This is a genomic window from Seonamhaeicola maritimus, assembly GCF_008056315.1.
In the GTDB taxonomy this organism is placed as follows: Bacteria; Bacteroidota; Bacteroidia; order Flavobacteriales; family Flavobacteriaceae; genus Seonamhaeicola; species Seonamhaeicola maritimus.
Window position 1 is genome coordinate 134,026 of sequence record NZ_VRKQ01000008.1, and the last position, 23,538, is coordinate 157,563.

The following is a 23,538-nucleotide window of genomic DNA, read 5'->3' on the forward strand; positions in this document are numbered from 1 at the left end:
AAAATACAGGAGTTAGTTGCTTGGAAGGGATCAATTGGATATGTAGTGGTTTGTCTAAGAAAAAAAGAAGTTCGGCTAAGTTTAAGCGAACGTCTAAACGGCTATTAGGAAAGTTGTTTTCTGTACTGCGATGGTGTTAGGCCGGTTGATTTCTTAAAGGCAGTATTGAAGGTGGTTTTGGAGTTAAATCCGGCTTCTTTGGCTATGGCCATGAGTTTGTAGTCTATATGTGTTTCTAATTTCATGAGTCTGATGACTTCTTCCACCCTATAACTATTAATGAAATCATAGTAGTTGGTTTCAAGTTGTTTGGAGAAGACTTCAGAAATATAATTATCGGATGTTTTGACCGCTTTACTCAAATCCTTGAGTTGTAATTTTGGGTTTTTGTAAAGATCTCCTTCTTCCATAACAACTAAAATCTTTTCTTCGATTATTTTTAATTGTGAGTTATCAGATTTTGTCTTTTCATTAACTGTTTTTTGTTGTAATGATTCTGGTTTGTAATTCAGTCCAAGAATTTTCCGGTACGAAATAATCAGACCTAAAATGGTGAGTACAGTGAGGTAGAAGTTATTTGGGTTTGAAATAATGAGGGCTGGTCCAGAAATGATTGAGTCTATGAAGGAAATAATGTGAATTGTAGTGATTATAAAAAGAAAAGCTAATAGTATATAAACATCGTTTCTAAAATTCAACTTAAAAGGCTTGATGATTGTAAAAGTTAGACATATACCTGTGATTTCCATGGTAATAATAATCGCACCATTAATCCAGTATTCAATTTTTGGATAGGTGAATTCGGTTAAGAAAAATTGGTCTCTTAAATTTAAATCACCTAAGAGTACATAATATGATTTTATCATAAAATACAAAAAGACAGTAAAGAACGTTATGAGCATAAAGCGAAAATTTCTTTTCTGATTTTTACCGTTAACGTTCAGCCTTAATAAAACGTATTTATATAGTGAAATAGGAACAAATGCTATCCACGGTAAATAGGCTAAGGTTAAGTTTGTAGAGTAATTGTATAGAAAGTTTAAACCTAAGTAATTAAAGAGTTCGAGGCCAATTGACAAGACGAATGCCCCATACCAAAGCAATGTTTTTTTATCGGAGTAGGCAAGAATCAGAATGTATAATAGAAATATATTCAGTAATCCAAAAGTGTAAAAATGGTTTAGTATTTGAGGAAATTGTTGACTCATTATTATTGCTTGTCCTATTCAATTTAACACCAGTTATGTTATTACACTAGCAAAATTGGAGCGGGAATTTAGTAAATAAAACATAAATAATTAGGGTTTCTAGGCTCCAGTATATTTTTCCATGAACATTTGTTGCACATTATTAGTTATTAGTTGTACTTATAGATTTTAAGAGGGTTTGTTTCTAAATTAACTTTGCAAGACCAAAAAACTTGCAGATGAAAAAAACACTACTATTACTCTTTTTAATTCTTTTTTCAGTTTCTTCATTATTTGCCCAAACCACTTTTTATGTGGCAACAGATGGTGATGATTCTAATTCTGGTACTGAGGCTAGTCCTTTTGCAACTTTTAGTAAAGCAGTTTCTGAAATGGCTGCAGGAGATATTTGTGTCATTAAGGGAGGAGTTTATGAAGAAGAACTGATTATAAACAAAAACGGAACAGTAGGTAATTATTTAACCTTTAAGGCAGCGGCTGGAGCGGATGTGGAAATTAGAGCCACTAAAGCTTTAAATGGTTGGCAATTGCATAATGACAATATTTATAAGACCAGTGTTGATATGCAAGTAAAAGATGGTGATAATGGACGATTTAGAGCAGTTTACCATAATGAGAATTATATGGATTTAGCCAGATGGCCAAATAACACCGATAATAATCGTTGGACCGTAGATTGTCATCCTGTTGATGACGGTGATGGTAATCATTTTGTAGTAAGTGGCATTCAAAATATTGATTGGACTGGAGGTTTGGTGTATTATTTTGGTGCGCATTCTGGTGCAAGTTGGACCAGAACAATTACATCAAGTTCTTCAACTAGAATAGATTTTACTGCGGTTGATACCTCAAAGTGGCCTTTTAGCACACATAATCCACAAACCTGGAGGAATTACCCAGGAAATAATCGTGGGCAATTGTTTCTGTTTAATAAATTGGAAGCTCTAGACCATGCAAGGGAATGGTACTATGATAATTCTGCAAAACTTCTGTATTTACAAACAGCTGATGGTACTATACCAGCAGACGGAACGGTAGAGTATGCTACCCGAAAGTTTGCTGCTCAGATTCAGGGAGATTATATTAAGTTAGAAGGTATTAACTTTTTTGGAGGTAGTATAAAGATTCATAATAATGCCGATAATAATGAACTAATAAATTGTAGTGTAATTCATGGTAGTGAGGGGCATGATTCTTTAACAAATACATCTGCTCAAGTAGGTGAAGCAGCTATAGAAGTATTAGGTGATAATACTATTATAAAAGGTTGTACTGTAAATCATAGTTCTGTAAGTGGTATTGTAATTTCAGGTTGGGCTGCCGATGATTGTACACTTGAAGGGAATACAATTAGTAATACAGATTATGTGGGTATACACGCTTCTCCGATAAGAACGAGTGGTGACAATATGAAAATATTAAAAAACACCATTTTTAATACCGGAAGAGATGGTATGTATGTAGCAGGTCAAAATTGTGAAATAGCTTATAATGATGTGTCAGCATCTCAAAAAATAAATAGTGATTCTGGAGTATTTTATACTGTTGGAAATAATAACTTGAAGAATAACGAGATTCATCACAACTGGTTTCATGATGCTACTGCGCCTTCATATTCGCACAATCCAAGTGATCCGGGAAAAGCAGCCGGGATTTATTTAGATAATAATAGCAAAGGTTATACAGTACATCATAATGTAGTTTGGAATGTGTCATGGAGTGGCTATCAAGTAAATTGGAATAATACCCATTTAGATTTTTACCATAATACCATATGGAATGCAGAACGCGCTATGGATGCATGGGTTAATGGCTATGTGCAAGAGAATAATAAGATTTACAATAATTTTTCTAATGTAGGAGATTGGTTTTCTGAAACTGCAAACGATTTTGATATTCAAGATAATCTTATAACGTCAGAATCTCCATTTGAAGATGCTGACAATCAAAATTTCATGCCGAAAGCGGGTAGCTCTGTAATGGATGAGGGGCGCGTTATTTCTGGATTTGAAAAGCCCTATAATGGAAGTGCTCCTGATATTGGAGCTTATGAAGTTGGAGGTACTAGATGGACAGCCGGTGTAAATGCTATTGAAGATACAGGTGAAGGTGATCCATGGTCTATTTTCGATACGCAGTTTACTATCTCAGCTACATCTGAGACCTGTCCAGATAAGAATAATGGGAAAGTAACCATTGTCGCAGATTATCAAGAGAATTATGTGTTTAGTTTTGATGGAACTGATTATGATTTTAGTAATGAAAAAACTCTAGAAAACATTGATCCAGGAACTTATGATTTATGTATTTCATTGAAAGATGGTACCGGTAGTCAATGTTTTGTTGTAGAGGTTCAAGAAGGTGCACATATCACAGGTAAGTCATCTTTATCTAAAAAAACGTATTCATTAAGTATAGAACAGGGAACAGCACCATTTAACGTATCCTTAAACGGGGAGTTTTTATATCAAACATCTTCATCAAATTTGTCGGTAACTGTAAATCAAGGAGATGTGGTTAGCATAAAATCTTCAAAAGATTGCGAAGGTGAAATTATAGAAACTATCGATTTTTATAAAAGTATTGTTGCTTATCCTAATCCTACATCAGGCATTTTCCAATTTGATCTTCCTGTTGATGAAGGAAGGATTTTTATAGAATTGTATAACATACATTCGCAATTAATATCATCTAAATTATATGTTATTAATAATGGAAAAGTAAATCTTAATTTAGAAAATAGTCCTTCAGGTATCTATTTTGCTAAAATTATAAATAGAGAACCTATTTTTGTTAAAGTTATAAAGAATTAGAAGAATGAAACGAATCAGTTTACTTGTTGTACTTGGAATTTTAATGGCTTCATGCTCCAGCGGTGGAGGCGGAGGTGATGATGGACCAATTGATCCACCTGCTGAAAATAAAGCACCATCAGCGGTGAGTTCTTTAACCTATCCAACAAATAATTTGTTATGTACTACAAATGTTTTAGAGTTTAAATGGGCTGCGGCTTCAGACCCGGATGGAGATGCGATTTCTTATGTGCTTGAAATTTCAAAAAAGAATGACTTTTCATCAACAGAAGAATCTATTACTGTTTCAGGAACTTCCAGAACGGTTACTTTAGAAAAAGGAGTTGCTTATTATTGGCGTGTTAAAGTGGTTGATAGTAAAAATGCTAGTAGTGGATATTCTTCAACCTATCAATTTTATACCGAAGGGGAAGGAGAAACCAATCATTTGCCGTTTTCTCCAGAATTGGTTGCGCCTCAAATAGACACAGCTTTAAATACAGCTTCTACTACTTTAGAATGGAATGCCTCTGATGTTGACAATGATGCATTAACATATGACGTGTATTTTGATACGAATACAGACCCAACAACAAAGGTTGGAGATAATCAATCTGATAAAACATTAAGTGTTAATTTAACTGCAGCTACTACCTATTATTGGAAGGTTGTTGTAAAGGATGATAAAGGCGGACAAGCCATCGGACAAGTTTGGAGTTTTTCAACAGACTAGACTTGTAAAAACAAATGAAAACAAAAAAAGCTGGGAAATATTTTCCAGCTTTTTTTGTTTATAAATAGGGAATCAAATCACTATACTTTTTCTCTTGAAACCAAGGGTCATTAGTTTTTTCAAGAAGTTTCGCCAAATGTGAAAGCAATTTTTCTGAAACATCTGGATTATCTTCTAATTTGATTTTATTTTTCTGATAAGGGTCTTCTAAATTATCATAAAAATAGGCATCATCAATAGTTTTAACCTCGTGTTTATCCCATGGTTTTTTACTTTCCTTTACACATAAAGTATACCTCTTAGTTAATACACCACGCGAGTTTCCCAGCATTAATAAAACCGCCTCAGGTTTTTCAATAGTTTCGTTATTTGAGGTTAGTAATGATGAAAAATTAGATCCTTCAATATCTGATGGAATGATGTCGCTAAGACCTGCTAGCCCCATAACGGTTGGTAATACATCCGGCACACTAAATAAAACATTTTCAATTCCGGGTTTGATACCTTTTGGCCAATGTGCAATAAATGGAATGCCTAAAGATTCTGTTTCAAATGCGTTTTTGCCAGTTTTAGAATGGCTTCCCATCATTTCTCCATGGTCTGAACTAAATAGAACAATGGTGTTATCCAATTCTCCCATTTTCTCTAAGTAGTCAATAACTTGCCCAATATATTTATCAGCACTAGTAACATTAGCATAGTAATGACGCGCATAATTAGCGACTTCTAAATCGGCATTTTTTCTAACAACTAACTGCTCATCAATTTCGGGAAATTTATCGATGTCATAATGTTCATGGAGCGTTTCCATATCTGTGTTTTCATCATCCCAAGGGTTGTGAGGTGGATTCATAGACCAAATCATACAAAATGGTTTGTCAGTATCTCTTTGTCCTCTTTCGTTTTTTAAATAATCGATTATTTTTTCAGCTTCATTTTTAGCCGAAAATATTTTTGGTAAATGCAATTCGCCATCTTTTTTACCTTCAATGGCATACGGATCGTTTGAATATATTCTTGGATTAAAATGCTCGTCTTTTAGTGCTTGATAGAAATACTCAATATTGTGTCTTGATTTTCCTGGAGGCACATAAGTGTCATATGCATTCACATGATGACCACCTGGTTCTTCTGTTGAACCAATATAATTTCCGTTTTCATCAAACAAAGGATCGTTTTTTAACCAATGACATTTACCAAAGTAGGAAGTGTTATAACCAGCTTTAAAAAACAAATCTGGAATAGTTTCAATGTCATCTCGTAAACTTTCATTACGTCCAACCTTACAATTATTCCAAATGCCGTTTTGCTCTGGATATCTGCCAGATAGCATCATCCCTCTATAAGGACTACATAAAGGAAAATTGCTGACTGCATTTGTAAAAACTATGCCGTTTTTTGCCAACTTATCCATAGTTGGTGTAACAACCGGATCGCCCATTCCTTGTGCTAGATTCTTGTACGGTGCTTCAGACCAAAAACCGGCACTGTAGCGCCTCAATTGATCAGGGAAAACAATCAGTACATTTGGTTTTTTGTTTTCTGTTTTAACGACTTCTTTTTTGTTTTGACAATTGAAAAAAGAAAGACTAATTATTATTAAAAATAAAATTCTAAACTTCATAATCTTAATCGTTAATATCATCTATCCATTTAGGTAATTTCCCAAGTCTAAGCTTTAGCTGCTCCTCAAATAAAGATTCTGGTTTAACAGGAGTTCCTAAACTTTCAAGAATTTGCACTTCCTTCTCATTAAATGTAGTTCCCGATCCATGAAATCCAACAATTATTGGTGGTACAATTCTCCAGTAATCAGAATCTTTTGCAACAAAATCAAAATTAGTTTCTGGTTTATCAGTTTCCTTGTAATTCCAAAGCACTAAATAGCGACCATGAGTTGGAAGATTAAATTTTGCTCCGCCACCGCGTCCGGTCATAAAGCCACCTTCAACCTTATCAAATAAAGTACATCGTGGTTGTGATGAATGCGATTCAAAACAAGTGTGAGGCGGGTATTTAGATCTCCAAATAACACTTCCAATATTGCTTCCACCTGCAACACCTACAGAGTGATGCATACCGGCCTTATCATTTATTTTAGCCAATAAGATTCCTGTAGAACCTTGGGCGTGTATTGCGCTGTGGCCAATTTTACCATCTATAGTAACATAAAGAGCGGTACTAGCAGCCGATGATGAAAACGTTGCACAATTATTTACATTTTTAAAAGAGCAATCTTTAATCCAAGAATCTACCACATCGGTAATATCTAATATGCTCCAGCCTCCATCATCTTGTGCAGATCTGTGATGTACAAACTCCTTAAGCCAATTTCCTTCGAAGGCTAAGTTTTCAAACCCTACATGGTCTAGGTGTTCAAATGTGGTTAAACTCCAGTTGTGTTTTGCTTGCACATCGTAATGAATTGGCTCCATAAAAGTAACCGTGTTACCGCTAACATTTGCTACTTGATGTCTTTCATTTATTTTAACACCTTCATTTAATATGGATTTCCAAATGGGTTCTGGTTTAAGTGGTTTCAAATCATATTCAATCAAATCTTTACTGTTATTTTGAACTTTTAAAATCACCCAGTCTCCCTTTTTTATTTTTGAAGCATTTTTAACTTCAACTTTAAAGGTTTCTCTTTTAGAGTCTGACACTACTTTGGTAATTATCTTGTCTTTCTTATTACTTGCAACTTTAATAGCAGAAGGGCATGTCCATAATTTATTAGGATCTGCAGGAGGGAAGTCTCTTTGGAAAAACAGAATACTTCCGTTTTCTCCGGAACCTTCTCCTCTAAAAACAATTTTTGAAGATGTTATATTGATGATACTATAATCATCATCCATGGTGTTGATATAATATTTTCCTTTTGGAAAGAAAATGACACCTTCTCCATTTTTTTGGGCAGCTGAAACAGCCTTTTTTATAGCTTCCTTATCAGATTGAGTATCATTTGGGATAGCACCAAAATCTGTAACATTAAATGTTTTGTAATTTACATGCGGAATGGGTTCTTCGCTATATTTATAGCCTACATATGAGAAATCTGGTAAAATGGCAGTTTCTCCTGTTTTTTTGGCTTCAACAAAATCTTCCCAAACTGTTTTAGATTGTTGTGCTGTACAATTAAAAACTAGGAATGATAGTAAACTTAATATCCATATATTTTTCATGACTGTTTATTTTAAGTTTTTATATCTACCTAAAGCTTCTAAGTAATAGTAATCGGCATAATTTAACGGCACATCAATTTCATTTCCATGAGGAATGCTACCAACGCTATGTTTTAAAATAAAATGTTTGTTTTCACCAACTTTGGCGGTGTATTCATCAGAAGCTAATGAAGTCATTATTTTTTCAATTGATTTAGAATAGTCATTCTTAGAATACCCGTTTAATTCCAATAAGGCAGAAACCGTAATTGCAGCAGCTGAGACATCTCTCGGTTCATTCGGAATATTTGCAGCATGATAGTCCCAGTAAGGAATGCCGTCTTCTGGAGTGCCTTCAAAACCTAAAATATACGCTGCTATTTTTTCGGCTTGTTCTAAATAGGTTTTGTCTTTGGTGAATCTATAACAGACCGTATATCCGTATATCCCCCAAGCTTGTCCGCGTGCCCATGAACTGCTATCTGCAAAACCTTGAGCTGTGTATTTGCCTCTTACTGCTCCAGTCTCCGGGTCATAATCTACAACATGTACAGAGCTGTTGTTTTCTCTAAAATGGTTTTTAATGGTAGTGTTGGCATGTGTGATGGCAGCATCTTTATACTTTGAAAGGCCAGTGAATTCACTTACGTTAAAAAGCAATTCTAAATTCATCATATTATCAACAATAACAGGAAATTTCCAACCACGTTCGGCTTGCCAGCCGCTATCAACATCCCAACTTTTAATACATCCGACATTAGGATTAAATCTGGTTAATAGAGAATCGGCTGCTGTAATCATGACATCTTTAAACGCCTCATTTTTTGTTAATCTATAACCATTTCCATAGGAGCAATTAAATATAAATCCGAGATCATGATTTGTTGTTTTGTATTTGTGGTCTTCAAACAATGCTTGAAATTTCTCAGCGGCTGCTTTCCATTTTTCATCTTTGGTTTCTTCATACAAATACCAGAGACTACCTGGAAAGAAGCCTTCGGTCCAATCAAATTTTGGATTGCTCCAGTGCATGTTACCTTCTTTGTCTAAGGTTCTAGGAATTCGGTTTGCTTTTTCAGCATCTAGTAATAATAAAGCTAATTGTTTTTCTGCTTTTTGAATGGGTGTTTCTTTGTCCTGGATCACCTTTTTTTCTTCTTTACAGGAAAATAATATTAAGGCTAAACAGAGCAAAAATGCATAAGTTGTTTTCATGAAGTAGTAGTTTAGTTTTAGTTGTGTTTCGAAGAGTTTCTAATAATTAGTTCAATGTCTAAAATTTTTGATTCGTTACTTGTATTTTTATTTTCTATTTTATTGATTAGTAAATTGGATGCGATAGTCCCCATTTCAAAATCAGGTTGATTTATAGTGGTTAAACTAGGTTCTATTACGGAGGAAATGGGGTCATTGTTGAAACCAACAACCGCAATATCCTTTGGAATATTTACTCCCTGAGTTTTTAAATATTGTATAGCACTAATGGCAGCTGTGTCATTAGAAGAATATATGCCGTCAACGTTACCCATTTCAAGGATTTTTTTGGCATGAGCCACTCCATCATTTTCTGATAGTTTTGATTCTAAACAATAAGCTTCATTAAAATCAATACCATGTTTTTCTAAGGCATCAACATAACCTTGTTTTCTGTTTTTATACAAATCGTTGATTTGTGGTCCGGAAAAATGTACAATATGCCTGCAGCCATTTTGTATTAAATGTTCTGTAGCTTGAAAGCTAGCCTTATAATCATCGATGCTGATGCTAGAGCAATTTTCTAGTTGACAAGGTCTGTCATAAAACACTATAGAACCACCGTGATTTAAATAGGCTTTTAAGTGATCGTAAGACTCGGTTTGCATTGATACCGAGATTAAAATGCCATCTACCCGGTTTGCTAATAAAGTTTCTACCAGCTTTTGTTCTCTTTCAAAGCTTTCGAAAGACTGACAAATTACAACACTGTAACCTGCTTCCTGCGCTGTTTCTTCAATTCCGGAAATGACACTGGAAAAGAAATTACGCGAAATCCTTGGAACAATAACACCAATAGTATTGGTTTTACTAGTACGTAAATTAGATGCTAAAATATTGCGTTGGTACCCTAATTCTGAAGCTTTATCAAGTATTTTTTGTTTTGTTTTAGAAGAAACTCGTGGACTATCATTAAGCGCTCTAGATACAGTAGAACTATCAATGTTTAAAGCTCTTGCAATGTCATGTATGGTAACCTGTTCGTTTTTTTTCATACTTACTTTAAAGTGTTACGTTTTATAAAATCTATCACAATTTTAGGGTTGTCAATATCATAATGATGACCATTAGATTTTTGAATGCCTTCTACACAAGGGTAAATGGTTGCTTTTCCTCCTAATCTGATATAATTGTTAACCAATTTGATGGAGTTTTCTTCAGGAGGAACAACTTCATCTTTTAAACTAATGGTGTGCAAAATAGACACTTTGGCGTTAGCTAGTTGTTCTAAATTATCTAAGGGATTATCTTTATAGTCCTTGGCTTCTTCATCCGATTTAAAACCATATTCTTTTTTTAAAATTTCCCATTCTTTTCTTGAGCCCTTACTAGTACCAAAACCTGCGGGCCAACTTTTAATATCGCAAACCGGTGCATCAACATAAATACAGGCTACTTTTTCTGGATTTTTCTTAGCCCAATTATAAGTAAACAGACCGCCTCTACTATGTCCATGTAAGGCAACTTTCTTTTGAAGTTTATATTTTGAAACAATAAAATCGTAAAATCTATTTCTTATTTTAACAGCTTCAGGACAACCAAACATGTTATCGGTATTTATATATGCCAGATGAAAACCTTTTGCAACCAAAGTACTATCAATTCCAGCATGATATTTAGGAAACCTAGCTTTCCAAATCCATGGATTTCCTTCTAATGCTTTATTTGGAACGATAACTCTAGCTTCTCTGTTTTCAAACTTTAGGTTATGACGTTCAAAGCTTTTCCATGAGGTAGGATTATGTTTTTGCCCGTAGGAAAGGGTAAGGAAACCAATGGTAAAGAAGAGATATAGTTTCATTTGAAAGTTTAGTCGTGGTGCACAAGATAATTCAAAAATAAAATTGCGCTATAACAAATATAAGGAAATATTAAAAAATACAATCGATTGTATTTTTAAAATTATTTAGTATTTTTACCGTGCAAAAAATAAATGTAATTATGATTAAAAATAGCGAAGTGCGTTATGCTGCTTCTCCAAGAGAAGTAAAAAGAATGGATACTCAGGAGCTTAGAGATGAGTTTTTGGTAGAAGAAGTAATGACTGTAAATGAAATAAAATGGGTGTATTCTCATTATGATAGATTCATGGTTGCAGGTGTGGTTCCTAAAAATGATGTTACTTTAGAAACTGTTGATGAATTAAAATCTGAGTACTTTCTAGAGCGCAGAGAAATAGGAATTATAAATATTGGGGGTAAGGGAGCTGTTACTGTTGATGGTACTGTTTATGAATTGGATAATAAGGAGGCGCTTTATATTGGTCAAGGGAACCAAGAAGTTGTTTTTTCTAGTGAGTCTTCAAATAATCCTGCTAAGTTTTATTTGAATTCAACACCAGCACATAAAGCATTCCCAACGAAAAAAATAGGAACTAATGACGTTGAAGTGGTTGAGCTTGGAGCACCAGAAACTGCCAATGCACGTACGTTAAGAAAGTATATTGTAAACAGTGTTGTTGATGTTTGTCAATTACAAATGGGGATGACTTCATTAAAATCTGGAAGTGTATGGAATACTATGCCAGCACACGTTCATGACAGACGTATGGAAGTATATTTTTACATTGAAGTTCCTGAAGGTCAATCGGTATGCCATTTTATGGGGCAAACAGATGAAACTAGACATATCTGGATGCAAAATGAACAAGCTGTTATATCGCCACCATGGTCTATTCACTCTGGTTCAGGAACAAGTAATTATACATTTATTTGGGGAATGGCAGGTGAGAACTTAGACTACTCTGATATGGATACAGCTAATATTCCAGATTTAAGATAAATATTAAAATTTAAAGATATGAAAGTTCTAAGATTATTTTATGTAGTATCATTTTTGTGTATTTTGATTTCTTGTAATCAAAAAAAGGAAAGTGTGAAATTTCAAGTGACGAACTCACTTGAATTAGATAGAACATTTGAAACTATAGAACTTTCAAAATCTTTTTTGAATGTTGAAAATCTTGAAGGTTTGGGAATAAAAGATTCTAAAACCGGCAAAATTTTAACGTCTCAGTTAGTAGATAATGATGGAGATGGCACTAATGATGTTTTACTGTTTCAACCCGATATTTCTGCGAATTCAACAAAAACTTTTGAAGTTGTAGATGCTGTATCTGATAGCGCTGAAGCAATTTGTTACTCACGTTTTGTGCCCGAAAGAACAGATGATTATACTTGGGAAAATAATAGAGTAGCATTTAGAGTTTTTGGTCCGGACGCACAATATAGATTTGAAAATAAACTTGACAAAGCTACTTTGTCTAGTGGAGTAGATGCATGGTTAAAGAAGGTAGAATATCCAATTATTAATAAGTGGTATAAAAACGATTTATCTGGAAAAGCATCATATCATAAAGATCATGGTGAAGGTTTAGATAATTTTCATGTTGGAAGAAGTAGAGGTGTAGGTGGTTTAGCTTTTAAAAAGGATAGTACGTATTACATTTCTAAGAACTTCACCAAGTACAAAACAATTACTACAGGGCCAATAAGAACAAGCTTTTGGATTGAATATGATGTTTGGGGGCCAGAAGGGAACCTTATAAAAGAATCAAGAGTAATTAGCTTAGATTACGGAAATAATCTTTCTAAATTTGAAGTAACTCTTGAGGGAGTTGACAATATTTCCGCAGGATTAACGCTTCATGAAAAAGATGGAGCTATAACTTCTCATAAAGATGAAACGTGGTTAAATTATTGGCAACCACATGCCGATGCTGAATTAGGAACTGCCATTGTATCTACGCCGGTTTATTATAGCGGAAATGAAAAATATGATACTGAAGAGAAAGACCTAAGTAATGCTTTTATGCATTTAAAAGCGGTTAATAATAAGGTGGTTTATTATACAGGTTTTACTTGGTCAAAAAGCAAGCAATTTGAAAATCAATATGCTTGGGAACAATATTTAAGTGCTTTTGCGAAAAAGGCAGCTAATCCTTTGTCCGTGACTTTGGTTAAGAATTAGTTTTATTAGAAGATTCTCTAATAATTAACTCCGTATTTAATGTGATTTTGTTCAAGGAGACCTTTTCGTCTGGATTTTCTATACGATTTAAAAAAGTTTCTGCAGCTAGTTTACCCATAGCTTCACTATGCTGGTTTACCGTTGAAATAGCTGGTGATACAAAAGAAGTAAAAGGTTCATTACTAAAACCAATTAGAGCAATATCTTGAGGAACTTTAATATGGTTTTCCTGAAGCACTTGTAAGGCACCTAAGGCAGCATAATCACCGGAAGCATAAACCGCATCGGGTTTTTCATCAAGTTCAAGAAGTTGTTTCATAATACGCCTGCCATCTTCAAGTCTTAAATTACATTCAATAATAAGTTCGTCTTCTATAGGTAAATTGTACTTTTTTAAAGCATCTCTATAACCAATTTCACGTTCCTTATATATTCTAATATTACTAGAACCTGCAATATGGGCAATACGCTTGCACCCTTGATTTACTAAATGTTCTACAACTTTAAGGCTACTGTTGTAATCGTCAATGCAAATATAGTCTACATTTAAGGCGTTTTCACCTCTATCAAAAAGCACTAATGGTGTGCCTTTTTCTTTTATTTTTTTGTAGTATTTTAAATTTGTGGTTTCATTGGCCATCGAAGCAATTATACCATCAACTTGTGCGCTTAAAAGTGCATCTATACAATCACACTCTTTTTCGTGTGATTCATTAGATTGAGCAATGATGACATTATAGCCTTTTTCGTTTAAAACACCTTCAATATTTTCAACAACTGAAGAAAAGAAATTACTGTTATTTCTAGGTATAATAACTCCAATTAAATTACTTTTTCCTTTCCGCAAGGCGCTGGCCAAATGATTAGGCTGATAATTAAGTTTTTTAGCCATTTTTTTAACATCCTTTTTCGTTTTATCACTAATTCTAGGATGGTCATTTAGGGCTTTTGAAACACCTGATGGTGTTAATCCTAATGCTTCGGCAATATCTTTTATGGTAGTTTTCTTCTTGATTGTAAAATATTTTTATACTTTTGTTCAATCGATTGAACAAAAGTAGGGACTTTTTTCAAAAAAACAAAACCTATTTCAACTGTTTGAATTTAAACTATCTTAATAATAGTAAAGGTTTAGATGGTTTTCTGGTTATGTTTTATAAAGACTTGTTCAATCGTTGGAACAAATTAAAAAGTCATATTATTTAAGATAAACCTTTAAGGTTTTATCTAACCGAATTAATAAAAGAAGGAAAACAGATGAAATACATTGTTTGCGAAAAACCAGGAGAATTTCTTTTACAGGAAAAAGAAGCACCAATTAGAAAAGAAGGAGAAGCTTTATTACAGATTAATAAAGTAGGGATATGTGGAACAGATTTACATGCCTATGCCGGTAATCAAGCATTTTTTACATATCCTAGAATTTTGGGTCATGAGTTGGCTTCCGAAGTTTTAGAAATTGGAGAAAATGAAAGAGGTATTAAAGCTGGCGATAAGGTTGTGGTGATGCCATATGTAAGTTGTGGAGAGTGTATTGCTTGTAGGAATGGGAAAACTAACTGTTGTACTAATATTACAGTTTTAGGTGTTCATGGTGATGGCGGTATGCAAGAACAAATTACGGTGCCAGCAGATATTTTATTACCTGCTAATAATTTAAGTAATGATGAAATGGCTATTGTTGAGCCCTTGGCAATCGGAGCTCATTCCATTAGAAGAGCAGATATTAAACCGGGAGAAATTGTTGCAGTTGTGGGCTGTGGGCCTATCGGGATTGGTATCATGAAACTGGCTCAAATTGCCGGTGCAAAGGTAATTGCCATTGATATGAATGAGCAACGTTTAGAATATGCTAAAGAAAAAATAGGTGTAGACTATATTGTGAAGGCGGGTGAGAATGCGGTTAATGAAGTGTCTGAAATCACTAATGGAGATTTATGTACAGCGGTATTTGATGCTTCAGGTAATAAATATGCTTTAGAATCTTGCCCTGATTATATGTCTCATGGTGGGCGCTTTGTGTTGGTTGGTTTATCAAAAGGTGAATTATCGTATACGCATCCAAAAGTACACGCTAAAGAAATGACTTTAATGTGTAGTAGAAATGCAACTACTGAAGATTTTGAGCATGTAATTAGCGTTTTAAATCAATTCCCAACAGAGTCTTTTATTACGCACAATGTGCCATTTACAGAAATGATTGAGAATTTTGATAGCTGGTTAAAGCCAGAAACAGGTGTTATGAAAGCAACTGTAAATTTTAATTAAAAAAGAGAAATGTCAGAGAGTTACGTTCAAATAGACCCTAGAGACAATGTTGTTGTGGCTATCACACCTTTGAAGAAAGGTTTGACCACATCGGTTGCAGGAAAAGAAGTTGTTTTAAAAGAAGACATTAAACAAAAACATAAATTTACTTTAAACGACTTTAGTGTTGGAGATCAAATTTATATGTACGGTGTGTTAATTGGTAAAGCCACAGAACCTATTCAAGAAGGTTGTGCAATAACAATTGATAACGTAAAACATGCTTCGGCTGAGTTTCAAGACACTAAAGAAGCGTATCACTGGTCTGCTCCAGATGTTTCAAATTTTGAAGACAGAACATTTAAAGGTTTTCATAGAAAAGATGGGAAAGTTGGAACCGCTAATTATTGGTTGGTGATTCCGTTAACCTTTTGTGAAAACAGGAATGTGGATGTTTTAGAAGGTGCGCTTTCTGAAAAGTTAGGTTATGAAACTAAAAAGGATTTTGCTGTAAATACAGATGCTTTAATTGAGCAATATAAATCAGGTGCTTCAAACGAAGCTATTTTAAATACACCTATTATCACAACCAAAGAGGAAATGACCAAAAACAGAGTTTTTCCAAATGTTGATGGTATTAAGTTTTTAAAACATGATGGTGGTTGTGGAGGCACTAGAGAAGATGCTATTGTGTTGTGTAATTTATTAGCGGGGTATATTTCTAATCCTAATGTTGCTGGAGCAACAATATTTAGTTTAGGTTGCCAGAACGCACAAATAAGCATGTTGCAGGAGTCAATTAATGCTATTGACCTTGAAAATACAAAGCCAGTTCATTTCTTAGAACAGCAAAAAAGTTCTAGTGAAAGACAACTTATAGAAGAAGCAGTAAAGCATACTTTTATAGGTTTAGCTGAAGCCAATAAATTAGAACGTAAACCGGCACATTTAAATAAGTTAGTACTTGGTTTAGAGTGTGGTGGTTCAGATGGATTCTCCGGGATTTCAGCAAACCCAGCTTTAGGGTATGCGTCAGATTTATTAGTTGGTCTAGGAGGTTCTCCGGTATTGGCAGAATTTCCAGAATTGAATGGCGTGGAGCAGGAATTAATCAATAGATGTGAAACCGAGGAAGATGCCAAAAAATTCTCTGGATTAATGCGAGCTTATTCTGCTGCTGCAGTAGCGGTTGGGTCTGGGTTTGAAAATAATCCTTCACCAGGAAATATTAAGGATGGTTTAATTACAGATGCTATGAAATCTGCAGGTGCTGCTAAAAAAGGAGGAACATCTCCGGTGGTAAAAGTTTTAGATTATACAGAGCAAGTAACCGAACCAGGTTTAAATTTATTATGTACACCAGGAAATGATGTAGAGTCAACTACAGGTTTGGTAGGTTCAGGTTGTAATGTTGTTGTGTTCACAACAGGATTAGGAACACCAACCGGAAATCCTGTGGCACCAGTTTTAAAAATGTCTAGTAACACCAATTTATATGAGCGCATGAATGATATAATTGATATCAATGCGGGAACAGTAATTACTGGTGAAGACTCCATAGAATCTATGGGAGAAAAAATATTAGATCACATTATAAAAGTAGCAAGTGGCGAAGTGCCTTCTAAGGCAGTACTTCACGGAAATAACGATTTTATTCCTTGGAAAAGAGGAGTTTCATTATAAAAAATAAAAGAAAAGAATGGATTCATTAAATAGAAATACAGCATCTGTAAATACATATACTGAGAGAATAGTTCAATTTGGAGAAGGAAACTTTTTAAGAGCTTTTGCCAATTGGATGATTCATGAAATGAACAAAAATGCTGAATTTGATGCTGGTGTAGTTGCTGTCCAACCTATTGACCAAGGATTAATAAAGATGTTGAACGATCAAGATGGTTTGTACACACTTTATCTTAACGGAATTAAAAATGGCGAGGCCATTAGTGAACATGAAATCATCGATTGTATTCAAAGAGGAATCAATCCTTATGAAAATCCTTCAGACTATTTAGCAATTGGTGAAAACCCAGATCTTCGTTTTGTGATTTCAAATACTACGGAAGCTGGCATAGCTTATAATGCTGATGATAAATTAGAAGATGCGCCACAATCAAGTTTCCCTGGGAAATTAACAGCACTTTTATACAAGCGTTTTCAAACCTTTGGAGGTGCTTCAGATAAAGGAATGATTGTTATTCCTTGTGAGCTAATTGATAGAAATGGAGATAACCTTAAAAGAATCATTCTTCAATATGCAGCTGATTGGAATTTAGGTGATGAATTTGTAGAGTGGATTGAGCAAGACAATATCTTCTGTAACACTTTAGTAGATAGAATTGTTCCGGGTTACCCAAGAGATAAAATGGATAGGATTACTAAGGAACTAGGCTATAAAGATAACTTAGTTGTTGAAGGAGAGCAGTTTCATTTATGGGTGATTGAAGGACCAGAAGCGGTGAAAGAAGAAATTCCTGCTGAAACTTGTGGATTGAATATTGTATTTACTGATAATATGGAGCCTTACAGAACCCGTAAGGTTAGAATTTTGAATGGTGCACATACATCATTAGTTCCTGTTGGATATTTATACGGCATTGATAAAGTACGTGAGTCTCTAGAAGATAAGGTTGTTGGCGGATTCTTAAAAGATGCCATTTTTGAGGAGATTTGTCCAACCTTAGACTTGCCAGATGATGAGCTAAAACAGTTTTCAAATGATGTTTTAGATAGGTTTAGAAATCCATATTTAGAGCATGCTTTAATTAGTATTTCATTGAATTCAACTTCAAAATATAAAACAAGAGTATTGCCTTCAGTTTTAGAATATATCAAAAGAAAAGGAGAATTGCCACAACGTTTATTATTCTCATTAGCAGCATTGATTGCTTTTTATAGAGGTGAAAGAAACGGAGAAGAAATTCCTTTAAAAGATGATCAGTCTGCTTTAGATTTCTTTAAAACGCAATGGGCAACCGGAAATATTTCTTCTGTTGCAAAAGCAACATTAGAAAACACTGATTTCTGGGGTACTGACTTAACTCAATATGATGGCCTTTTGGAGGTTGTAACCAAAAACTTGGAAAATATAGTCAATAACGGTATGCAAGTAGCATTGAAATCTTAATTCGTTTATATTAAATGAATAAGGAATCAATTAAATCATAAAACATGAAAACTTCAATTTTAAAACTATCAGCTTACTTATTGCTAATTACAACTTTTAGTTGTATTCAAAATGCAAATAAAGAAACTGCTGAAGTCGTCAAGGTTGAAGCGCCAAAATTTACCGAAGATTGGGAATCTTTAGGTAAGCACAATGAATCTCCAGAATGGTTTAAGGATGCAAAATTGGGAATATATTTCCATTGGGGATTATATTCTGTACCAGCTTTTGGAAATGAGTGGTACCCGCGCTGGATGCATTTTGAGGATAATAAATTTTATAAGCATCATGTTGAAAATTATGGGCACCCTTCAGAGTTTGGCTACCATGATTTTGCGCCTATGTTTAAAGCTGAAAAATTTGATCCGGATGCATGGGCAAAACTATTTAAGGATGCCGGAGCTCAGTTTGCGGGACCTGTGGCAGAACACCATGATGGATATGCCATGTGGGATAGTGAAATTACGCCTTGGAATACCATGGATACGGGGCCAAAACGAGATATTACTGGCGATTTGGAAAAGGCTATTAAAGGTAATGGGCTGAAATTTATTACCGCCTTTCACCATGCTAAAAATTTACAGCGTGCCACAGAATTAGGGCAAGATGTTAGAATAAGTCATTTTCCGAATTTTGAAGGCATGCCGCCAACATCTGATGATCCAAAGCTTCAATTAATGTATGGAAACATGGAGCATGAAAAATGGTATAAAGATGTTTGGTTAGGAAAAATGAAAGAGGTGATTGATAATTATCACCCTGATATTATTTGGTTTGATTACGTTTTAGGAGATATCCCAGAAGTGTACAGAAAAGAATTTGCTGCATATTATTTAAATGAGGCAGCAAAAAAAGATCAAGAAGCGGTGATTGTTAGAAAGCAACATGATATGCCTCTCAACATGAGTGTTGAAGATTTAGAACAATCTAGAAAGAATAAAATAGGCACTAAAACATGGATGACAGATGCTACGATAAGTAATGGTAGCTGGTGTTATACTAAAGATTTAGGGGTGAAAGAATCGGCCGATGTTTTACACATGCTAATAGATATAGTTAGTAAAAATGGCGTGCTATTACTAAATGTTTCACCAAAGGCAGATGGTACAATTCCTGAAAATCAAACAGCAAGTTTGTTGGAAATGGGTCAATGGCTTAAAAGCTACGGAGAAGCCATTTACGGTACAGAGGCGTGGTATACATTTGGAGAAGGACCTACAAAAGAACCAGATGGACATTATAAAAATCATCAGGCATTTCATAAATTAAAATATTCAAATAAAGATATTAGGTATACCACCAAAGACTATAATATTTATGCCATTGTTATGGGTGAAGTGGAAGCAAATAAAGAATTGTTATTAGAATCTTTTGCAAAAGAAAATGTATTAGATATGACATCAATTGAGAAGGTTGAGTTTATGGGTAGTGGTGAAGCCATCGAATGGTCACTTTCCGAAGAAAAAGGACTTTCAATTAAAGCTCCTTCTAAGCCTGTAGAAGAAATGGCAACAGTTATTAAAATTACAATTTCACAATAGATAAATGATAATAGATTCGCATCAGCATTTCTGGAATTACGAACCCAAAAAGCATGAATGGATAGATGATTCAATGAAAGTGATTCGTCGTGACTTTTTACCAGAAGAATTACAAAAATTATATAAGGAAAATAGTATTGATGGTTGTGTAGCGGTACAAGCGGATCAAACTTTAAGAGAAACAAACTTCTTAATTCAACTTTCTGAAGATTATGATTTCATAAAAGGTATTGTTGGATGGGTAGATTTAAGAAGTAATGCGGTTGAACAAGACTTGGAAAGATATACACATTTTAAAAGTGTAAAAGGCTTTAGACATGTTGTTCAAGGTGAGCCAGACCCTAATTTTGTGCTAAGACCAGATTTCACAAAGGGAATTTTTGCTTTACACAAATACAATTTCACATACGATATTTTGGTTTTTCCACATCAATTAGGCTCAGTTTTAGAATTGGTGAGTCTTTTTGGTAATCAAAAATTTGTAATTGATCACATTGCTAAACCTTATATAAAAGATGGTTTTTTTGATGGTTGGGCACTCTTAATGAAAGAGATTGCTAAACACGAAAATGTGTATTGCAAGATGTCGGGAATGATAACTGAGGCGGACTTTAATACTTGGGCACCTGAACAGATTCATCCTTATATGGATGTGGTTTTGGAAGCTTTTGGGCCAGAAAGAGTGATGTTTGGTTCAGATTGGCCAGTATGTTTGGTTGCTGGAAATTATGGGCAAGTTAAAGGATTGGTAACAGATTTCATTTCAAAACTTTCTCCGGATGAACAAGCTGTCATTATGGGAAAGAACGCTGTTGATTTTTACAATTTAAAATAATTAATAAAATATAAATAATGGATTTAGGACTTAAAGGAAAGGTTGTTGTAGTAACTGGTTCAGCAGGAATTAAAGGGAGTATAGGTGAAACTATAGTGCAACGTTTAGCTGATGAAGGAGCAATTCCTGTCATTGTAGATAGAAATGTGAGAGGCTCTGGATATGCTGATGAGTTACAAAGCAAAGGTGTTGATTCAATTTTTATTCAAACAGATTTATCGGATTATAAGCAGGTTGAAGCTGCTGCGAAAGTAATTGAAGAAAAGTATGGTAGAGTAGATGCTTTAATTAATAATGTTGGTGTAAATGACGGTGCAGGATTGGATGCTTCTATGGATGACTTTATGTATTCTTTAAAGTTGAATATGGTAAGCTTTTTTGCGATGACCAAATTTTGCTTACCAATGATTAAAAAAGTAAAAGGAAATATTTTAAATATTGGTTCTAAAGTGGCTCTAACTGGTCAAGGAGGAACGTCTGGTTATGCAGCTTCTAAAGGCGGTGTTTTAGGATTGACAAGAGAATGGGCAGTAGATTTAATAAAGGATGGGATTCGTTCCAACGCCATCATTATAGCAGAAAGTTGGACACCTGCCTATGACAATTGGATTAAAACTCTAGAAGATGGTGAAGAAAAGTTAAAGTCTATTGTTAAAAAGATTCCTTTAGAGAACAGAATGACAACACCTGTGGAAATTGCAGATCAATGTTTGTTTGCTATTTCAGAGAAGTCTTCTCATACAACAGGTCAATTCATAACTGTTGATGGTGGCTATGTGCATTTAGATAGATCTTTATTAACTGAATAAAACATTTGTTGTCTAATAAAAGACAAAGAAGCCGAAGAAACTCTTTTGGCTTTTTTATTTTGCAGTACTAACTAATACCAATTTAAAAAGATTATGAATAAGCTAAAAAATATTCCAGTTGTAAGGAAGGAATTGTTGTTTCCTTTTATAATAATTACATCACTATTTGCATTATGGGGAATTGCAAATGATTTAACAAACCCAATGGTTTCTGCCTTTAAAAAGGTTATGCCAGAATTGTCAAATGTTCAGGCTTCATTGGTACAGTTTGCATTTTATTTCGGATACTTTTTTATGGCTTTACCAGCGGCTCTTTTCATTAGAAAGTATAGTTATAAATCTGGTATTATCTTAGGGTTGAGTTTATATGCTATTGGAGCTTTTTTGTTTTATCCGGCAGCTGCAAATGAACAATTTAATTATTTCTTGATTTCCCTATGGGTTATTACTTGTGGTTTAGCGTTTTTAGAAACAACCTCAAATCCACTAATTTTGATAATGGGAGATAAGGAAACGGCAACGCAACGATTAAATTTAGCCCAAGCCTTTAACCCAATAGGGTCGTTAACAGGAATGATAATTGCCCAAGTATTTGTTATAGGAGCTTTAAGGTCAGATGATTATACAACTGAGGCATATGCAGCATTAACTTCGGAAGAATTAGCTGTTATTAGAGAAAATGATTTAGGAGTTATCAGTGTGCCTTACATTGCTTTAGGAGTATTAGTTTTAATAATTATGGCTATTATAATTGCTACTAAAATGCCTAAGACGGCAGATGAAGATAAGATGACTTTATCTGAATCTTTCAGTAAATTAAAAGCTAATAAAAATTATTTACAAGGGGTATTAAGTCAAGCGTTTTACGTAGGTGCTCAAATTATGTGTTGGACATATATCTTCCAGTATGTAGATAACTTAAATGAAACCAATGGAACGGACTATACAGCTACTTATTTCAATATAGCTGCTATGATTTCATTCTTAACAGGACGTTGGATTGGTACGGCTTTGATGAAAAAAGTAAACCCATCAAGACTTTTAATGTTGTTTGGAATAGGCGGTGTTGTAATGTGTGTTGGTGCTATTTTCCTTCCAGGAATGGTAGGTCTACTTTCGTTAGTTGGAATTTCCGTGTTTATGTCGATTATGTTCCCAACTATTTATGGTATTGCTCTTAAAGATATGGGAGATGAAGCTAAAATTGGTTCTGCAGGTTTAGTAATGGCAATTGTTGGAGGAGCTTTAATGCCGGTTGCTCAAGGAGCAATATTAGATTGGGGAGGTGATGGCTTTTCAGATGTTCAAGTTTTAGGTTTTATTCCAGAAGTTAATTTTTCATTCATTTTACCATTAATATGTTTAGCGGTGGTAGCTTTTTATGGCTATAGCAGTTTTAAAAGAAATTTAAAAAGTCAAAGTTAATGAGCACAAAAAGATATTGTTATTCTTGCGATTTAAAAGATAACCCAAAGTTAATTGCAGAATATAAAGAATACCATGCAGCAGGTAATGCGTGGCCAGAAATCACAAAAAGTATTAAGGATGCCGGTATTGTTGATATGCAGATTTACTTAACAGGAAATCGAATGTTTATGATTATGGAAGTTGATGAAACTTTTGATCCGGTGAAAAAGGCCGAAATGGATGCTAATAATCCTAAGGTTCAGGAATGGGAAAATTTAATGTGGAATTACCAACAAGAACTTCCTTGGGCTAAAGATGGTGAAAAGTGGATTGAGTTAGAGAAAGTATTTCAATTGTAATAATTATTTAAGTTAGTCAAAAACAAAAAAGCAGCCAATAAAGCTGCTTTTTTTACT

At 34.2% G+C, this 23,538-nt stretch carries 19 protein-coding genes; 12 read left to right on the top strand and 7 right to left on the bottom strand.

Features of this window, described 5'->3' with window-relative positions:
• Positions 1–104: 104 nt before the first annotated feature.
• Positions 105–866, bottom strand: coding sequence for a helix-turn-helix domain-containing protein (locus tag FUA22_RS00590; RefSeq protein WP_170309811.1), 762 nt, complete (start codon positions 864–866; stop codon positions 105–107).
• 560 nt (positions 867–1,426) lie between these two features.
• On the opposite strand from FUA22_RS00590, the gene FUA22_RS00595 reads away from it, so the two are divergent.
• On the top strand, positions 1,427–4,021 hold the full coding sequence (locus FUA22_RS00595; protein WP_147765558.1) for a right-handed parallel beta-helix repeat-containing protein: 2,595 nt from the start codon (positions 1,427–1,429) through the stop codon (positions 4,019–4,021).
• 4 nt (positions 4,022–4,025) lie between these two features.
• Positions 4,026–4,733, top strand: coding sequence for a SusE domain-containing protein (locus FUA22_RS00600; RefSeq protein ID WP_147765559.1), 708 nt, complete (start codon positions 4,026–4,028; stop codon positions 4,731–4,733).
• Between the two features lie 58 nt (positions 4,734–4,791).
• Here the strand turns inward: FUA22_RS00600 and FUA22_RS00605 are convergent, their stop codons facing one another.
• The 5 genes from FUA22_RS00605 to FUA22_RS00625 are packed head-to-tail and all read right to left on the bottom strand — an operon-like array spanning position 4,792 to position 10,949.
• Positions 4,792–6,357, bottom strand: a complete 1,566-nt coding sequence (locus FUA22_RS00605; RefSeq protein WP_147765560.1) for a sulfatase family protein — start codon at positions 6,355–6,357, stop codon at positions 4,792–4,794.
• A gap of 4 nt (positions 6,358–6,361) precedes the next feature.
• The gene (locus FUA22_RS00610) at positions 6,362–7,915 is read right to left on the bottom strand and encodes a DUF4955 domain-containing protein (RefSeq protein ID WP_147765561.1); all 1,554 of its coding nucleotides are present in this window, start codon (positions 7,913–7,915) and stop codon (positions 6,362–6,364) included.
• A gap of 6 nt (positions 7,916–7,921) precedes the next feature.
• The gene (locus FUA22_RS00615) at positions 7,922–9,109 is read right to left on the bottom strand and encodes a glycoside hydrolase family 88 protein (RefSeq protein WP_147765562.1); all 1,188 of its coding nucleotides are present in this window, start codon (positions 9,107–9,109) and stop codon (positions 7,922–7,924) included.
• Between the two features lie 17 nt (positions 9,110–9,126).
• The gene (locus FUA22_RS00620; protein WP_147765563.1) at positions 9,127–10,143 is read right to left on the bottom strand and encodes a LacI family DNA-binding transcriptional regulator; all 1,017 of its coding nucleotides are present in this window, start codon (positions 10,141–10,143) and stop codon (positions 9,127–9,129) included.
• Between the two features lie 2 nt (positions 10,144–10,145).
• Positions 10,146–10,949: an alpha/beta hydrolase family protein gene (locus FUA22_RS00625; RefSeq protein ID WP_147765564.1), complete on the bottom strand. Its 804-nt coding sequence runs from the start codon at positions 10,947–10,949 to the stop codon at positions 10,146–10,148.
• Between the two features lie 140 nt (positions 10,950–11,089).
• On the opposite strand from FUA22_RS00625, the gene kduI reads away from it, so the two are divergent.
• Both kduI and FUA22_RS00635 read left to right on the top strand, forming a co-directional pair.
• The gene (gene kduI / locus FUA22_RS00630) at positions 11,090–11,929 is read left to right on the top strand and encodes a 5-dehydro-4-deoxy-D-glucuronate isomerase (protein ID WP_147765565.1); all 840 of its coding nucleotides are present in this window, start codon (positions 11,090–11,092) and stop codon (positions 11,927–11,929) included.
• A gap of 18 nt (positions 11,930–11,947) precedes the next feature.
• Entirely contained in the window at positions 11,948–13,117 is a 1,170-nt protein-coding gene (locus FUA22_RS00635; RefSeq protein WP_147765566.1) for a DUF4861 family protein, read from the top strand.
• On the opposite strand, the gene FUA22_RS00640 is transcribed toward FUA22_RS00635, so the two are convergent.
• Positions 13,107–14,132 carry a LacI family DNA-binding transcriptional regulator gene (locus FUA22_RS00640; RefSeq protein WP_147765567.1) on the bottom strand — a complete coding sequence of 342 codons (1,026 nt, stop codon included), beginning with the start codon at positions 14,130–14,132 and terminating at the stop codon, positions 13,107–13,109. The genes FUA22_RS00635 and FUA22_RS00640 overlap by 11 nt on opposite strands.
• Before the next feature lie 242 nt (positions 14,133–14,374).
• Between FUA22_RS00640 and FUA22_RS00645 the strand changes: the two genes are divergently transcribed.
• The 8 genes from FUA22_RS00645 to FUA22_RS00680 all read left to right on the top strand — a co-directional run bounded on the left by FUA22_RS00645 (position 14,375) and on the right by FUA22_RS00680 (position 23,481).
• Entirely contained in the window at positions 14,375–15,385 is a 1,011-nt protein-coding gene (locus FUA22_RS00645) for a zinc-binding alcohol dehydrogenase family protein (protein ID WP_147765568.1), read from the top strand.
• A 9-nt stretch (positions 15,386–15,394) separates the two neighbouring features.
• The gene (locus FUA22_RS00650) at positions 15,395–17,047 is read left to right on the top strand and encodes a UxaA family hydrolase (protein ID WP_147765569.1); all 1,653 of its coding nucleotides are present in this window, start codon (positions 15,395–15,397) and stop codon (positions 17,045–17,047) included.
• Positions 17,048–17,063: 16 nt separating this feature from the next.
• The gene (locus FUA22_RS00655) at positions 17,064–18,491 is read left to right on the top strand and encodes a tagaturonate reductase (RefSeq protein WP_147765570.1); all 1,428 of its coding nucleotides are present in this window, start codon (positions 17,064–17,066) and stop codon (positions 18,489–18,491) included.
• A 44-nt stretch (positions 18,492–18,535) separates the two neighbouring features.
• Positions 18,536–20,071, top strand: a complete 1,536-nt coding sequence (locus FUA22_RS00660) for an alpha-L-fucosidase (RefSeq protein WP_147765571.1) — start codon at positions 18,536–18,538, stop codon at positions 20,069–20,071.
• Positions 20,072–20,075: 4 nt separating this feature from the next.
• A complete protein-coding gene (locus tag FUA22_RS00665) occupies positions 20,076–20,906 on the top strand; it encodes an amidohydrolase family protein (RefSeq protein WP_147765572.1) in 831 nt (276 codons plus the stop codon).
• 17 nt (positions 20,907–20,923) lie between these two features.
• Positions 20,924–21,715, top strand: coding sequence for an SDR family oxidoreductase (locus tag FUA22_RS00670; RefSeq protein ID WP_147765573.1), 792 nt, complete (start codon positions 20,924–20,926; stop codon positions 21,713–21,715).
• 93 nt (positions 21,716–21,808) lie between these two features.
• Positions 21,809–23,140 (top strand): L-fucose:H+ symporter permease, encoded by a 1,332-nt coding sequence (fucP, locus tag FUA22_RS00675; RefSeq protein WP_147765574.1) that lies wholly within the window; start codon positions 21,809–21,811, stop codon positions 23,138–23,140.
• On the top strand, positions 23,140–23,481 hold the full coding sequence (locus FUA22_RS00680; RefSeq protein ID WP_147765575.1) for an L-rhamnose mutarotase: 342 nt from the start codon (positions 23,140–23,142) through the stop codon (positions 23,479–23,481). Before fucP ends, FUA22_RS00680 begins: the two co-directional genes overlap by 1 nt.
• Positions 23,482–23,538: the final 57 nt, after the last annotated feature.

Coding starts and splice junctions, on each gene's coding strand:
- FUA22_RS00590 (WP_170309811.1), bottom strand. CDS start 866: ATGATAAAATCATATTATGTACTCTTAGGTGATTTAAATTTAAGAGAC.
- FUA22_RS00595 (WP_147765558.1), top strand. CDS start 1,427: ATGAAAAAAACACTACTATTACTCTTTTTAATTCTTTTTTCAGTTTCT.
- FUA22_RS00600 (WP_147765559.1), top strand. CDS start 4,026: ATGAAACGAATCAGTTTACTTGTTGTACTTGGAATTTTAATGGCTTCA.
- FUA22_RS00605 (WP_147765560.1), bottom strand. CDS start 6,357: ATGAAGTTTAGAATTTTATTTTTAATAATAATTAGTCTTTCTTTTTTC.
- FUA22_RS00610 (WP_147765561.1), bottom strand. CDS start 7,915: ATGAAAAATATATGGATATTAAGTTTACTATCATTCCTAGTTTTTAAT.
- FUA22_RS00615 (WP_147765562.1), bottom strand. CDS start 9,109: ATGAAAACAACTTATGCATTTTTGCTCTGTTTAGCCTTAATATTATTT.
- FUA22_RS00620 (WP_147765563.1), bottom strand. CDS start 10,143: ATGAAAAAAAACGAACAGGTTACCATACATGACATTGCAAGAGCTTTA.
- FUA22_RS00625 (WP_147765564.1), bottom strand. CDS start 10,949: ATGAAACTATATCTCTTCTTTACCATTGGTTTCCTTACCCTTTCCTAC.
- kduI (WP_147765565.1), top strand. CDS start 11,090: ATGATTAAAAATAGCGAAGTGCGTTATGCTGCTTCTCCAAGAGAAGTA.
- FUA22_RS00635 (WP_147765566.1), top strand. CDS start 11,948: ATGAAAGTTCTAAGATTATTTTATGTAGTATCATTTTTGTGTATTTTG.
- FUA22_RS00645 (WP_147765568.1), top strand. CDS start 14,375: ATGAAATACATTGTTTGCGAAAAACCAGGAGAATTTCTTTTACAGGAA.
- FUA22_RS00650 (WP_147765569.1), top strand. CDS start 15,395: ATGTCAGAGAGTTACGTTCAAATAGACCCTAGAGACAATGTTGTTGTG.
- FUA22_RS00655 (WP_147765570.1), top strand. CDS start 17,064: ATGGATTCATTAAATAGAAATACAGCATCTGTAAATACATATACTGAG.
- FUA22_RS00660 (WP_147765571.1), top strand. CDS start 18,536: ATGAAAACTTCAATTTTAAAACTATCAGCTTACTTATTGCTAATTACA.
- FUA22_RS00665 (WP_147765572.1), top strand. CDS start 20,076: ATGATAATAGATTCGCATCAGCATTTCTGGAATTACGAACCCAAAAAG.
- FUA22_RS00670 (WP_147765573.1), top strand. CDS start 20,924: ATGGATTTAGGACTTAAAGGAAAGGTTGTTGTAGTAACTGGTTCAGCA.
- fucP (WP_147765574.1), top strand. CDS start 21,809: ATGAATAAGCTAAAAAATATTCCAGTTGTAAGGAAGGAATTGTTGTTT.
- FUA22_RS00680 (WP_147765575.1), top strand. CDS start 23,140: ATGAGCACAAAAAGATATTGTTATTCTTGCGATTTAAAAGATAACCCA.